The organism is Streptomyces odontomachi (assembly GCF_024435355.1).
In the GTDB taxonomy this organism is placed as follows: domain Bacteria; phylum Actinomycetota; class Actinomycetes; order Streptomycetales; family Streptomycetaceae; genus Streptomyces; species Streptomyces odontomachi.
Genome location: NZ_JAMJWG010000001.1, coordinates 79,726 through 93,388, shown reverse-complemented (window position 1 = coordinate 93,388; position 13,663 = coordinate 79,726). Strand labels below are relative to the sequence as shown.

11 protein-coding genes are annotated in these 13,663 nt (G+C 68.7%); 5 read left to right on the top strand and 6 right to left on the bottom strand.

Annotation, left to right across the window (positions count from 1 at the left end; all coding sequences use genetic code 11):
- Nucleotides 1-35: 35 nt before the first annotated feature.
- On the bottom strand, nt 36-2,267 hold the full coding sequence (locus NQO67_RS00380) for a SpoIIE family protein phosphatase (protein ID WP_255945127.1): 2,232 nt from the start codon (nt 2,265-2,267) through the stop codon (nt 36-38).
- Nucleotides 2,268-2,588: 321 nt separating this feature from the next.
- Here NQO67_RS00380 and NQO67_RS00375 point away from each other — a divergent pair, with 321 nt between their 5' ends.
- Nucleotides 2,589-3,800: a PP2C family protein-serine/threonine phosphatase gene (locus tag NQO67_RS00375; RefSeq protein ID WP_308295601.1), complete on the top strand. Its 1,212-nt coding sequence runs from the start codon at nt 2,589-2,591 to the stop codon at nt 3,798-3,800.
- A gap of 626 nt (nt 3,801-4,426) precedes the next feature.
- A complete protein-coding gene (locus NQO67_RS00370; protein ID WP_255946636.1) occupies nt 4,427-5,068 on the top strand; it encodes a hypothetical protein in 642 nt (213 codons plus the stop codon).
- A 341-nt stretch (nt 5,069-5,409) separates the two neighbouring features.
- Here NQO67_RS00370 and NQO67_RS00365 read toward each other — a convergent pair whose 3' ends face one another.
- Nucleotides 5,410-6,546, bottom strand: a complete 1,137-nt coding sequence (locus NQO67_RS00365; protein WP_255945126.1) for an acetate/propionate family kinase — start codon at nt 6,544-6,546, stop codon at nt 5,410-5,412.
- 1,314 nt (nt 6,547-7,860) lie between these two features.
- Between NQO67_RS00365 and NQO67_RS00360 the strand changes: the two genes are divergently transcribed.
- A complete protein-coding gene (locus NQO67_RS00360) occupies nt 7,861-8,337 on the top strand; it encodes a DUF1931 family protein (protein WP_255945125.1) in 477 nt (158 codons plus the stop codon).
- A gap of 69 nt (nt 8,338-8,406) precedes the next feature.
- On the opposite strand, the gene NQO67_RS00355 is transcribed toward NQO67_RS00360, so the two are convergent.
- Nucleotides 8,407-8,655 (bottom strand): hypothetical protein, encoded by a 249-nt coding sequence (locus NQO67_RS00355; protein WP_255945124.1) that lies wholly within the window; start codon nt 8,653-8,655, stop codon nt 8,407-8,409.
- 99 nt (nt 8,656-8,754) lie between these two features.
- On the opposite strand from NQO67_RS00355, the gene NQO67_RS00350 reads away from it, so the two are divergent.
- Nucleotides 8,755-10,608 carry an MFS transporter gene (locus NQO67_RS00350; protein ID WP_255945123.1) on the top strand — a complete coding sequence of 618 codons (1,854 nt, stop codon included), beginning with the start codon at nt 8,755-8,757 and terminating at the stop codon, nt 10,606-10,608.
- A gap of 23 nt (nt 10,609-10,631) precedes the next feature.
- A complete protein-coding gene (locus NQO67_RS00345) occupies nt 10,632-11,021 on the top strand; it encodes a DUF2267 domain-containing protein (RefSeq protein ID WP_255945122.1) in 390 nt (129 codons plus the stop codon).
- 93 nt (nt 11,022-11,114) lie between these two features.
- Here the strand turns inward: NQO67_RS00345 and NQO67_RS00340 are convergent, their stop codons facing one another.
- From NQO67_RS00340 to trxA, 3 genes are read right to left on the bottom strand one after another with little or no spacing between them, the layout of a single operon-like run.
- Nucleotides 11,115-12,917 carry an FAD-dependent oxidoreductase gene (locus NQO67_RS00340; RefSeq protein WP_255945121.1) on the bottom strand — a complete coding sequence of 601 codons (1,803 nt, stop codon included), beginning with the start codon at nt 12,915-12,917 and terminating at the stop codon, nt 11,115-11,117.
- The gene (locus NQO67_RS00335; RefSeq protein ID WP_255946634.1) at nt 12,917-13,180 is read right to left on the bottom strand and encodes a UBP-type zinc finger domain-containing protein; all 264 of its coding nucleotides are present in this window, start codon (nt 13,178-13,180) and stop codon (nt 12,917-12,919) included. Before NQO67_RS00335 ends, NQO67_RS00340 begins: the two co-directional genes overlap by 1 nt.
- Nucleotides 13,181-13,194: 14 nt before the next feature.
- Nucleotides 13,195-13,662 carry a thioredoxin gene (gene trxA, locus NQO67_RS00330; protein WP_255945119.1) on the bottom strand — a complete coding sequence of 156 codons (468 nt, stop codon included), beginning with the start codon at nt 13,660-13,662 and terminating at the stop codon, nt 13,195-13,197.
- Between the last annotated feature and the right edge of the window lies 1 nt (nt 13,663).

Below are 13,663 nucleotides of genomic sequence, written 5' to 3'. Positions count from 1 at the left end.
CCGCTTCTGGAGGGGCGGCGGCCGGGGCTGGGTGGTCACTGCTCACTGACGCGCTGTCTCTGGTCCCGCAGGGCTGCATCGTTATCGCCGCCGTCTTCCCGGGCAATGCCCGATCCCTGCGGGCCTTCCTCGCCTGTGGCTTCCGGCGTTTCCAGCTCAGCCCAGATCGTTTTCCCGTGGCGTTCGGGTCGAATACCCCACCGCGTCGTGAACTGCGCGACGATGTAGAGGCCGCGTCCCCCCTCGTCCTCCTCTTCGGCATGCCTCAAACTGGGGGCGGCGGTACTGCCGTCGGTGACTTCGCAGACCAGGGACTGGTTTCTGATCAAGCGAAGCCTGATGGGGTCGGCGGAGTACCGGACGGCGTTGGTGACGAGTTCACTGGCCACCAGGACAGCGGTGAACATCAAGTCACCGAGCTCCCATGCCGTCAGTTGGCGCTCGACATGGGCGCGCGCTTCAGCGACAGCCGCAGGGTCGTTGGGAAGGGGCCAAGAGGCGACTTGGTCAGAACCCAGAACGCGTGTCCGTGCCATCAAAAGGGCGGCGTCGTTCGTGGGGCGGTCGGGTGTAAGGGCAGACAGGACGGCTTCGCATAGCTCTTTCAGCGGACGGCTACGAGGCTGCAATGCGGCGGTGATCCGAGACAATTGCTCCTCAGGCTCGATCCCTTCTGAAGCCGGCACTGTGGTGTTGAACAGGCTGATGATGCAGCCTTCAGGCAACTCGATCTCAGTCGCTCGGTATCTCGCGGTGCCGCGTCCCAACGGTGAGCCGACCGGCATGTCGGCGAACGCTACTCGCCCATCCGGGTGGGCAAGGACGGGTGGTGGGTGCCCGGCACTGGCCAGGCTGCACTGGCGGGAGACGGGATCGTAAATGACGTACAGGCAGGTGGCTCCCGAGAGGTAATCCCCCACCTCGTCCTCGGGACGGCTCGGTTGATCCTCGTCGAAGCGAACAGCCAAGGCGTAAAGACGTTCGAGGAGCTCATCTGGCAGCAAGTCCAAGGTGGCCAGGGCACTGATCGCCGCTCGCATCTCGCCGATGGCGGCGGCAGCGCGGATGCCGCGACCGGCCGTGCTGCCGACGACAAATGCGATCCGCGAACTCGGCAGCGGAATGACGTCGAACCAGTCCGCGCCGGAGCCGGCGGGCCGGTAGCTGCGGGCAATCTCCGCCGCAGCATGGGCTGGCACCTCGGCAGGCTGCAAACCGAGTTGGAGGAGGCGGACGATCGACCGTTCACGTGTGTAGAGCCTGGCGTTGTCCAGGCATAGTGCGGTATGACCGACGAGATCGGCAGCCAGTTCCAGATCCTCATGGTCGAAAGGCTCGGGGTTATTGGACCGGTAGAAGCGGGCCATCCCCAGGGTCACGCCGCGTGCAGTCAGCGGCACCACCATCAGCGAGTGCGCATCAGCGCCCAGCGCGGGGCCGGCGCTTGGGACGTGCTCCAACCGTCCGGGATCAGCCTCCGGACGAGGCACCAATCGCGGCTGTAGGTCTGCCAGGTCTTGGGCGTAGGGGCTGGAGGAAGTCAACCTTGTCGCCTCACCGACCGCGACCGTTCCGTGGGCGACGGACTGGTGACCCACGCATCGCACGAGATGTTCTCCCAGCGGTGCGCCGGCGGGCGGGGCCTCGCCGCGGAGCACGGAGTCCAGGAGATCCACGACCACGGTGTCTGCCAGGTCGGGAACCATGGTGTCGGCGAACTCCTGAGCCGTGCTGAAGATGTCAAGTGTGGTGCCGACGCGGGCATGCGCCCGCCGGAGCAGATCGCGAGCGGCGCGCGCACGGTCCCGTGCGGTCACGTCCACCAGCTGGGCCACCAGCCCCAGCACGCGGCCAGAAGCGTCCGTTAGCCGGAACCATGAGGCCGAAACCACCACCTCCCGGGAGTCAGCGTCGGTTCGTCCCCTCAACTGGACATCGATCTTCGGTACCCCGCTCGCCAAAACACCCCGCAACATCGCTTTGAGCTGCTGGGAGTAGAAAGCGCCTGCCCACTCCCGGATGCGATGGCCTTGAGCGTCTGATCGGAATGCATGAATGGCACGGGCAGCGGTGTTGGACCACATAAGCCGTAGCTCGGTATCCAAGACCTGTAGAGCCAAGGGGGACCGCTGAGAGGATTCGTCGAACTCATGCTGCAATGCAGCTGACATACCGTTCGTTGTATTCATGAACTCCACAACGATCCCGTAGTGGATGATGCACTTATGTAGATCATCGCACAACGAAATACCATTGGCATGAGCCATATCAGTCCATCAGTCTAATGGCACGTTTTGCCGCTGAACGGGGTGATCATCGCCGGAGACTCGGCCATTCAGGCGAATCGCGTCTCGGAAACTGCTGCTCAACCTTTGCGAGGAAGCAAGGAGCAATCGCCTGGGTGAGTGCCGCAGCGGCGCGAACCCGCCCTCAGCGCCGCCCTCCACTAGCTACCTGGACCCCGGCCGCCGAAGGCGGAGACCCCAAGGTCGCCGACGCGGCTTGCGGCGGAGGCGCCGCCCGGGCCCGGGTGCGAGGCTGGGTGGTAGAGGCATCAGGCCATGGCTGGCGGGACGGAGGTGGTTGCAGTGGCTGGGCACGAACATGAGCTGCACATGCTCACCGAGATGCTCAGCGCCGGCCATCTGAGCAGTTTCGTTCAGCTACCTGATCTGGTGGCCGGACATGCCGCACGGGCCGGGATGGACGATGCACGGATCTTCCTCGCCGACCTGCGCCAGCAGGTGCTGAGGGAGGTCACCGGCCGAGGGCACGCCGCCGGCGACGGAGGTGAGGTCTACGACGTCGACAGGACCTTGCCGGGCCGGGCGTTCGCCGACACCCGCCCCCTGCCGGACGAGGACAGGCAGACGCGCAGATGGTGGGTGCCCATCCTGAACGGCACCGAGCGACTGGGCGTGCTGCGGGTCGACCTTGCCGACGGCCTCGGGTCAGACAGCGCCAACGCACTGGCTTCGCTGGTGGGTCTGCTGCTGGTAAGTAAGCGGCCGCACAGCGACTCCTATGCCCGCCTGCTGCGCACCGAGGCGATGACCGTGGCCGCCGAGATGCAGTGGAACCTCATGCCCCCGCGGTCGTTCGCCAATCGCGACGTCGTGCTCACCGCGGCGATGGAGCCCGCCTACGCGATCGGCGGGGACGCCTTCGACCATGCGGCCGCCGGTCACCAAGTACACCTCGCCATCTTCGACGCCATGGGGCACGACAGCCGCGCCGGGCTGACGGCGAACCTGGCGGTGGCCGCCTGCCGCAACCAGCGCCGCCAGGATGCGGACCTGCTCACCACCGGCGAGAAGGTCGAGGATGTCCTGGTCGAGCATTTCGGCCACGACACGTACGTCACCGCCGTCCTCGCCGTCCTCGACGCCACCACCGGGGTGCTGTCCTGGACCAACTATGGCCATCCCCCGCCTGTGCTGATCAGGGGCGGCCGATGGGTCACCACGCTCCAGTGCCCACCCGCGCACCCGCGGGGCACCGAACTGGGCATTGCGGCCACCGTGTGCCGTGAGCAGCTGGAGCCGGCAGACCGTGTTCTGCTCTACACGGACGGCGTCACCGAGGCCCGCGACTCCCGTGGCCGTGAGTTCGGCCTGGCGAGCTTCATCGAGTTGGTCATCCGCCACCATGCGGACGGCCTGACCGCTCCCGAAACCCTGCGACGCCTGATGCGCGCCGTACTCGACCACCACGACGGGCGGCCGGCCGACGACGCCACCGTGCTCTGCCTGGAATGGCACGGCCCCAGCCGCAACCTCGAACTACGTCCCACACCGTAATCCGGCGGCCTCCAGCGCGACATCCCCTGGACTGGTGGAGAGCACTTATCCACATGTTGCGGTATTCCGACCTGCGCTGGCGCGATTGCCTTCGCGTACCCGTACCGCTGGGTTGGGTGATGCCCGTCGCTTTCGTTGCGTCGTCGATGGCCTTACCGCCTCCTTGCGGCGTCGCCTCCGGCGGGCGCGAGCCACCCGGCGGAGCCAGTGGCCACAGCCTCGGCGCTGCCTGTTCAGCCTGAGCGGCTGCGGCTCGATGCCGTCCGGATGGGCGATCCGGAATGCCCGACGGAGGTCGCGAAGCGGTTGAAGGGGTACACGGAATCGAGGCCGGAGGCGGCGAGCTGACGGGGCGGGGCGACTGCGGTGCCCCCAGGCCGCTGCCCCAGTCTGCGGCCGTACGGCCGATGCGTGACCGGGGTAGCCGGCCGGGCTTCCTGCCGGTTCGGGGGGCGAGCCCGCCGGTTCCGTCGAGCCTCTGAGCCACCGGTTACCGCACCTGAGGGAAGACGAGCTACAGCGGGCAACGGCCGACGAAAGGGACGCAGGCGATGATGCACAGGCTCGCTTATGCCCGGACCAGGCGTCCCCGGCACGAGCGCCGGGGAGAGGCCCGCTTGCCCGGTGTGATCGCGATCCTCTCCGCAATCGCCCTCTACGTGGGCCTTCCGCAACGACTGCTGGTCGCACCGCGCTATGTGCTGCCTGCTCTGGAGATGTTGCTGCTTGTACCGCTCATCGCGGTCAACCCCAAACGGTTGACACGGACGAGCAAGGTATTCCGTGTCCTGTCCCTGACGCTCGTGCTGGTCATCGCCGCCAGCAATCTGGTCGCACTCGGCATCTTGATCCACGACCTGGTCTATGCGGGAGTGAAGGACGGGCGCGCCTTGTTGGTGGCCGCGTTGCAGGTCTGGCTCACCAACATCATCGTCTTCGGTCTGGCGTACTGGGAACTGGACCGGGGCGGCCCCGTCATCCGCACCCAGGCCCGGCGCGGCGACCTGCCGTTGGCGGACTTCCGTTTCCCCCAGGACGAGGACGACGACGCGGTTCAGGAAGTCGCGGACGGCGCAAGCGCCACCTCGGACTGGATGCCCGTCCTGATCGATTACCTGTACGTCTCCGTGACGAACTCGACTGCCTTCAGTCCTACGGACACCATGCCGCTGTCCACTCGTGCCAAGGTGATGATGGGCATGCAGGCTATCGCCGCCTTGGTGACCTCACTCCTCGTGATCGCGCGCGCTGTGAGCATTCTCCATTGACGGAAGACTCCGAACAGGAGTTTCTGCGAGTACGGAAGGTCCGCGCCGTTCGGCGTTACCGGATCGTGGGGCCCCGGGCGGCCAGGGCCCGCCGGAAGCAGTCTTACGCCGCCCTGCGCGCGGTGCTGCACCCGGTTCGGGATCGCTTGACGGTGGAGGAGTGCGTCCATTCGGCGCACAGCTGCCGACGTTGCTGCGGGACGTCTACCACGATCGGTGGAACCCCTCGGAAGCACTGGCAAGTACGGTCCTCAAGGCGCTCAGCAGTACGTCGCCAGCGGCGAGTGGGAGGGCCTGGAGGCCATTCTTCCCGCTACCCTGGCCGCCATCCTGCCGCAGTTCTAACGGCGGATAAGGGCGCGGCGCGTTTCCGCGGCGATCTGCTGAGTCTCCCCGGTGGTGACCACGATGATCGGCGCTCCCGTGCCCGGTGCGTCGATCCTGCGTGCTCCGACTTCGCGCAGCTCCTGCTCCGAGGGGACGGACAGCCCGCCGCGTACTCCCAGGACGGACAGGCGCGTGCAGATTTCCTCGCGCACCTCGGGCTGATCCTCGCCGATTTCGCCGGTGAAGACCAGAGCGTCGAGGTGGTCCAACGAGGCAGCCATCGCTGCGATGCCGCGGCAGCAGCTGTGGACGAAGGCGGCCAGAGCGCCCTGGGCGGACGCGTCTCCTTCGGCACGCGCGCGCACGAGGTCGCGCGTGTCCCCTGAGGTGCCCGAGAGGCCGAGAAGACCGGAGTGCCGTTGGAGCGCCTCCTCGATCTCCTTCGCGCTCAGTCCGTGTTGACGTTGCAGCCACACAAGGGCTCCCGGATCGATGCTGCCGCTGCGACGGCTCATCACCAGCCCCTCCAACGGAGTCAGTCCCATGGTCGTGTCCACGCTGCGGCCGTTGCGCACGGCGCAGGCCGAGCAGCCACCGCCGAGGTGGGCGATAACGACGTGGAGGGCGCCGGAGGGGCGGTCCAGCACGTCGGCAGTGCGCGCCAGGGACCAGCTGTAGGAGAGACCGTGGAAGCCGTAGCGGCGCAACCCGTACTGCACGCGCCACTGCTCAGGGATGGCGTACTCATAAGCGGCGGGAGGCAGCTCCGCGTGGAAGGCCGTATCGAAACAGGCGACGTGGGGAATGTCCGGCAGTAGCACACCGGCAGCGTCCACTACGGCGAGTGCGGGGCGCATGTGCAGAGGTGACAGAGGCGCGGCCTCCTCCAGCAACGCACGCACCGGTCCGTCGATCAGAGTGTGCTCCGTCAGACGCGGGCCACCGTGGACGAGGCGATGTCCTACGGCCGATGGCGTGGGCACGGTGGCCAGGAAGCCGCGCAACTCCTCCATCGTTTCGGGCCCTGGCGGTCTCTCGGCGTCGTGACTGGCGATCGGTGTGTTGTCCGCCCCGAACAGGGTGATGTGCAGACTTGAGGAGCCGGCGTCGAGTACCAGAACACACTCCCTGGAAGACACGCTGGGATCCATCGTTGCCTCCTCGTGGGTCGGGTCGCTCCTGCATCTCCGTGCCAATCGGGAGTGGCTCAGCCGGCTCCCGGCCAATCGGCGTCCTGGCGCTGGCTCTGCCGCTGGCGCTCACCGCAGGCCGACTTACGGACCGCGCTTTCTTCCTCAAGTCCGACGCCCAGCGCGCCCATGGACGTGATGAGCCGCGCCAGGGACAGGTAACAACCGGTGCGCGGATCGGTGTCGGATCACGGGGCTCAGCCCTTCCGGGGTGAGTACGAACACCGCCGTGAGAATGACGAGAACGTATAGCGCGGCGTACAGGCAGGCGATCCCAATGTAGAGGGTGGGTACTGTGGCTACGTTGTACAGTGCCGCGCGCTGCCGGGCGATCCCGCTGCTGCGCCAGCGTCTGGTCCGCGGCTATGAGCACCACCACCACGTCCTCGTCCTCCCGCGTCTACCGGGCCATGACCCATGTGATAGTCCGACGCCTCACCAACGCAGGCACTGGACACCACTTAAAACGCCGCTGTCCGCAGGTCAGAATGCTGTTGGCGATCTTCGCCCGGTGGGGTGAAGATCACCTACGAAGCCCGCGCTGATGTTTTTGTGACGCTGCTCTGGTGGGAGTGGGCGGTGTCGGCGGTCGGCGGTGGCAGCAGCGGCAACAGGTCCGGGGTTGGGCGGGTGATTCCGCCGTTGACGGTGCGGATAGCGCGGGCCGGCAATCCTCGTGGCACGGCGGCGATGTGGGTACATGATCGCTGGATGGTCTGCACGGATGCTGACTTCGCCGACTGGTATCCGGCTGACGGGCGGCGTGGGTTTTCGCGCGCCGTGCCGGCAGGTCCGCCGGGGGCGGTTTGCGTGCCTCGCCAGAGGCGCCGCGGGAGGCTGCCTTCCCCGAACGCGTGGACTTCCTCGAGCGTCCAGCCCTGAAGCGAGGTCGTCGACCAGAGCGCGGGGGAAGAAGTGGACGGCGAAGCCGCCGTGCTCCCAGGTGTCGTCACCGTGCCTGGTACCGGCTTGGTAGTGCGCGTCCCCGGTGTGACGCACGGTGTAGACGTAGGAGCCGCCCGGCCGCAGTACTCGTCGGACCTCGGTGACCAGGGCATGAATCTCCGCCGCGGACAGCGGGCGTCTCGGAGTGCGTGAGCTGTAGACGGTGGCGGCTGATGCCGGGGACGGGCCCGGTTCCGAGCCCGACGTGCGGGGCCCGAGGGGCTCGTCCATAGTGGAGGCCATGGTCGTGGCGAGGCCCTCCCCACCGCGATCACCAGGAGAGCAGGGGCTCGCCGTCCGCAGGAGGCGGTTGGCGATCAGAACCGACCCGTGGATGCTTCGCCGGAGGTGATCGCGATGCCCGTGATGGGCGTGCACAGGTTCGAGCGCTTCTTCCGTGAGGCAGCGGGCCTGACCGTCGACAAGAACGACGTCAAGGCCTACAACGACTTCGTCAACGACAAGATCTACGACTTCTTCCTCATCGGCGCCACCAGGGCGAAGGCAAACGGCCGGGATCTGATCGAGCCGCAGGACCTGCCCGTCACCAAGGGCCTCCAGGAGTGCATCCGCGACTTCCACAAGATCGATCAGGACATCGAGCTGCGGCCGCTGCTCGAGGAGCTGACGGCCCGGCCTGCGCTGGAGCTGTCGGCGAGCGAGGAGACCAATGCGCGGCTTCCTGACCTGGCGGGTGGGTTGAGCGTCGCGCTGGCTCGTGCCCTGCGGACGGTGGACCCGGAGCGCCGGCATCCGCTGACCCCGCAGTGGGAGCACGTCTTCGACCTGTTTCACCTGCTGCTGTAATAGTCCGGGCCTGTGGACGGCGGCCCGGGGCGAGAGCTCGCTCCCCGCCCCGGGCCGGCGCGCGTGGCCTCAGGACTGCTGTCTGCGGGACCGCAGCGCCCGCCACAGACGCAGCGGGAACAGCCCGACGAGCGGTGCTCGCCGGCCTAGATCGGCGCGGTCCTCCAGGTCGAAGGCCCGGGCGTAGCGGTCTGCGTCCTGCGCGGACGCGTACTTCTTACTGCCCTCGGCCCCGCAGCCGCGGGCGCACCGCCACTCCAGCGAGTTCCCCACGCTGAAGAAGCGGTAGCGGTGGCCGAGAAGGCGGCAGCGGAGCATCAATCACGAGTGTAGGCAGGTACCCCGGGCTGCCCACGGCAAGCGGCCGCGGAGCCCACTCAGGTGGCGCACACCCGTCCAGTGATCGGGGTGATACCCATGTCAGAGACTTCAGAACTGCGCACGATCCGTACCGACGTCCCCGCGCGCCTCGATCGGCTGCCATGGTCCCGGTTCCACTGGCGGGTGGTACTGGGGCTCGGCACCGTCTGGGTCCTGGACGGCCTGGAGGTGACGATCGTGGGGGCGGTCGCCCAGCGGATGACCGAGCCGGGCAGTGGTATCCACCTGAACGCCGCCGACATCGGCCTCGCGGCCGGCATCTACGTCGCCGGGGCCTGTGCGGGCGCGCTCTTCTTCGGCCAGCTGACCGACCGGTTCGGGCGCAAGAAACTCTTCATGCTGACGCTCGGCCTGTACATCCTCGCCACGCTGGCCACTGCCGGCTCCTTCGCCCCCTGGTACTTCTTCCTGATGCGGTTCTTCACCGGGGCGGGCATAGGCGGTGAGTACGCGGCGATCAACTCGGCCATCGACGAGCTCATCCCGGCCCGCAACCGGGGCCGGGTCGACCTGGCGATCAACGGCAGTTACTGGTTGGGTGCCGCGATCGGCAGCGCCGCATCGTTGCTCCTCCTCAACGCCTCGCTGCTCGCGAGCAATGTGGGCTGGCGGCTCGCCTTCGGAATCGGCGGGATCCTCGGCCTCGGCATCATTCTGATCCGGCGCAGCGTGCCGGAGAGTCCCCGGTGGCTGTTCATCCACGGCCGCGAGGCGGAGGCGGAGCGCATCGTCGACGGGATCGAGCGCGAGGTGCGCGAGGAGACCGGCGAAGATTTTCCGCGCCCGAGCTGGTCGATCAGGGTACGGCAGCGCAGGGCTATCCCGTTCCGGGAGATCGCGGGGACGGCGGCGCGGCGCTATCCCAGGCGGGCCCTGCTCGGCCTCGCCCTCTTCGTCGGCCAGGCCTTCATGTACAACGCGGTCACCTTCGACCTGGGCACCATTCTTGGCCAGTACTTCGGAGTGAACTCCGGCCATGTGCCGCAGTTCCTGATCGTCTTCGCAGTCTGCAACTTCCTGGGCCCGGTACTGCTCGGCCGCTTCTTCGACACCATCGGGCGCAAGCCCATGATCACGGCCAGCTATGTCGGCACGGGGCTGATGGCCATCGCCACGGCGGTGCTGATGATGAACGTCACCCTGAGCGCCTGGCAGTTCTTCGGGCTGGTGGGCTTCACCTTCTTTCTTGCGTCGGCGGGCGCAAGCTCGGCGTACCTTACCGTCAGCGAAGTCTTCCCGATGGAGAGCCGGGCGCTGTGCATCGCGCTGTTCTTCGCCATCGGCACCGCGGTCGGCGGTATCAGCGGCCCGATGCTCTTCGGCCAGCTGATCCACAGCGGCAGCATCAACCAGGTGGCGATCGGCTTCCTGATCGGTGCTGCGGTGATGATCCTGGGCGGGATCGCGGAGGTGCTCTTCGGGGTGCGCGCCGAGCAGCAGTCGCTGGAGAACATCGCGGTGCCGCTCACGGCGGAGGAGGCCGAGAAGGACTTCGAACGAGGCGGTGCGCCCGCCCCCTCGGATGAGGTGTCCGCGCGGGTGGCGGCCCGCAGCGCCAGGAACCTGTCCCGCGAGCGTCGGGGTGTGCGGCGCTTCCGCCCGGGGCCGGGCCGCTTCATGTACTCCCCCGGCATGATCGGTACCGGGGACCGCAGCAGCCGCACTGCCGCCATGGCCGACCGGGACCTCGACCGGGAGGTCGAGGAACTGGCCGGCACCCTGGACCGGCGCGGCAGCACCGGGCGCGACGAGCTGAAGGAGGTCGTCCACGGCCGCTCCTGGGGGCCCGGGCGGTTCCGCTCCGCACTGCGCCAGACCGTGCGGGAGTCCCGGGCGAACCGGATGACCAAGAACCGTTACCGCCCGCCCGGCCGCGATCGGGAACGCTGAGCGACGAAGAGGATCGATGCCCCATGAAATACGATGAGTTCGTAGCGAAAGTGCAGGACCGCGGCAAGTACGACGACCGCAGGCAGTCCGAGCGGGCGATGACGGACGTGCTCCAGTTGTTCGGGCAGCGAATCACGGCCGGCGAGGCGGAGGACCTGGCCTCCCAGCTGCCAGACCCGCTGGGCGAGGTCGTGCTGCGGTCCCGCAGCGATACACCCGAGTCGTTCGGGGTGACGGAGTTCCTCCGGCGCCTGGCCCGGCAGGAGGGCGCCTCGCCCGAGAGCGCCGAGAAGGACGCCAAGGCCGTGCTGTCGACTCTGGGGCAGGCGGTCTCCGGGGGAGAGCTGAACCAGGTCATCAGCCAGCTGCCGTCGGGCTACGCGGCGCTGCTCGGCAAGCCTGAACTGACCTGAGCGTCCGACGCCGGCCCGGCACCGGTTCCTGGGGACAGCCGGCATCGGCATCGGTCATGCCCCAGGCCTCCGCCTGGCACGTGGAGGGGTGGGTCAGTGCTGTGCCACGCCGCCCATCGCCGGTTGCCGGCCGCCGGGCCGGCGGGTGTGGTCGCCGGAGTCGCCGCCGGGCATGCGGTCCCCGGTGGCGGGGGTGCGGACGAGGTTGCCCTCCTCGGCCAGGTGCTCGTGGACGAGCCGGGTCGCCATGGCACCCTCGCCGGCCGCCGAGGCGACACGTTTGACGGACCCGCTCCTGACGTCGCCCGCCGCGAACACGCCCGGCAGCGTGGTCTCCAGCATCATCGGCGAGCGCCCCGATGCCGCCCAGATGTCGGGGTCGGCCGCCGCCTGTGCGTCGGAGCCCGTCAGGACGAAGCCGCGCCGGTCCATCGCCAGTGCGCCCACGAGCCAGTCGGTGTGCGGGCGGGCCCCGATGAAGACGAACAGGGCCCTGGCCGGCACCTCCCCGACCCGGTCGGTGGTGTTGTCCCTGAGGGTCAGCGACCGCAGGACGTCATCGCCGAGCGCCTCCTGCACCTCGTGGTGGAGCAGCACCCGGACCCTCGGATGGCGCTCCACCTGGTCCACCAGGTACCTCGACATGTCCTTGCCCAGGGCGCCGCCGCGCACGATCAGGCGCACCTCGGGTGTGTACTCGGCGAGGAACAGCGCGGCCTGCCCGGCGGAGTTGCCGCCGCCGACCACGGCCACCGGGTCCGAGCCGCACTGGTGCGCCTCGTGCAGCGTGGCCGCGTAGAACACGCTGATGCCCTCGAAGCGGGCGATGCCGGGCGCGGCCAGCCTGCGGTAGCGCACGCCGGGGGCGAGGACGACGGTACGCGCCTCGATGCGGGTTCCGTCGGTGAAGTGGACGGCGTAGTGGTCGTCGCGGCGTTCGAGGCCCCTGGCCTCCAGCGGCACGGTGATCCGCGCGCCGAACTTGCGGGCCTGGATGACGGACCGCTCCATGAGTTCGCCGCCGGATATCCCGGAGGGGAAGCCGAGGTAGTTCTCGATGCGCGAGGAGGCCGCGGCCTGGCCGCCGGTGGCGAGGGCGTCCACGATCAGCGTGTCGAGCCCGTCGGAGGCCCCGTACACGGCGCTTGCAAGGCCGGCGGGTCCGGCGCCGATCACCAGCAGATCGCTGCGGGTGATGTCGGGCGTGGGCGCGGGCAGGCCGATCAGCCGGGCGAGTTCGGTGAGGCTGGGGTTGCGCAGCACCTCACGACCCTTCCAGATGACGACGGGAGTCTCCTCCGGCCGGATGGAGAACCTCCGCAGCAGCGCCTCGGCCTCGTGGTCCTTCTCCAGGTCGATCCACCGGTGCGGCAGCCGGTTGCGGGCCGCGAACTCGCGCAATCTCCTGGTCTCGGGCGAGTAGCAGGAGCCCAGGATCCGAAAGCCCGCGCCCAGGCCGATGAGCATGGAGCGCCGGCCGAGGTAGGCGCGCAGCACAAGGTCGCCGAGGACCGGGTCCTCGGCGACCAGGGACCGCTGGCGCTGCACCGGCACGGCGAGCACCTCGCCGGGCTCCCGCGCGATCGCCGTGTCGAACGCCGCCTGGCCCGCAAGCAGTCCCAGTTCGCCCAGGAACCGGCCCGGACCGTGGACGGCCACGGTGCGCTGCTCCATGCCGTCGAGGTCGTGCACGACCTCGACGAGCCCGCTGAGGATGGCGAGGAACTCCTCGCACTGCTGTCCCTCGCGGAACAGCACGTCGCCCTCCTCGACCCGGCGGCGCTCGCCGTGCCGAGCCAGTGCGTCCAGCTGCTCCGGCGTCAGCCGGGGGAAGGCGCCGTGCCGGTCCGGGGTCTCGGTGAGGCCGCCGTGGTCGCGGTTACCGTCGGTCCCCATCACACCATCGCCTCGTCGATGAAGCACCACCGCCAGTCCTCGCCGGGCTCGTAGGACTCGACGATGGGGTGCTCGCTGGTGGCCGCGTGCCGCCGGGCGTGCCGGCCCGGCGAGGAGTCGCAGCAGCCCACGTGCCCGCAGGTCAGGCACATCCTCAGATGCACCCAGCCGGTTCCCTGGGCCAGGCACTCCTCGCAGCCCTGCGGGGTGTTCGGGGTCACCGGTCGCACCATCTGGAGGTGCGGATCGCCTTGCAGTGTCATCGGCGTCATCCCTTTCATCCTTGCGGTGTCGCCCCGGCCCCGGGCCGGCTTGCGATGGTCCCCTCGACCCACTGGCGCAGGGCTGCTGCGGGTGCGGCGCCCGCTTGCCGGCCGATCACCTCACCCCGATCGAGCAGGAGCAGGGTCGGCACCGCCTGCACCTCGAAGCGTTGGGCCAGGCGGGGTGCCGCGTCGATGTCGACCTTGACGAGCTTGATCTGACCGGCCATCTGTCGTGCGACCTCCTCCAGCGCGGGGCTGACCTTGCGGCAGGGCCCGCACCAGGTGGCCCACAGGTCGACGAGGACGATCGGCTCGGCCTGCTCGGCGATTTCCGCGAAATCCTGGTCGCCGGCGTCGGCGATCCAGGGCAGCTCCGCGCCGCAGTTGCCACAGCGCGGGCGTCCCTCGCCCACCGCGGAGACCCGGTTCTTCCGCCCGCAGGCCTGGCAGGCCGTCACCCTGCCCGTTGTGTCGGCCACT

Bases quoted from the DNA above. Each gene is read 5' to 3' on its own strand.
- NQO67_RS00350 (WP_255945123.1), top strand. From the start codon at position 8,755: ATGTCAGAGACTTCAGAACTGCGCACGATCCGTACCGACGTCCCCGCG.
- NQO67_RS00335 (WP_255946634.1), bottom strand. From the start codon at position 13,180: ATGACACTGCAAGGCGATCCGCACCTCCAGATGGTGCGACCGGTGACC.
- NQO67_RS00380 (WP_255945127.1), bottom strand. From the start codon at position 2,267: ATGGCTCATGCCAATGGTATTTCGTTGTGCGATGATCTACATAAGTGC.
- NQO67_RS00345 (WP_255945122.1), top strand. From the start codon at position 10,632: ATGAAATACGATGAGTTCGTAGCGAAAGTGCAGGACCGCGGCAAGTAC.
- NQO67_RS00365 (WP_255945126.1), bottom strand. From the start codon at position 6,546: ATGGATCCCAGCGTGTCTTCCAGGGAGTGTGTTCTGGTACTCGACGCC.
- NQO67_RS00340 (WP_255945121.1), bottom strand. From the start codon at position 12,917: ATGGGGACCGACGGTAACCGCGACCACGGCGGCCTCACCGAGACCCCG.
- NQO67_RS00355 (WP_255945124.1), bottom strand. From the start codon at position 8,655: ATGCTCCGCTGCCGCCTTCTCGGCCACCGCTACCGCTTCTTCAGCGTG.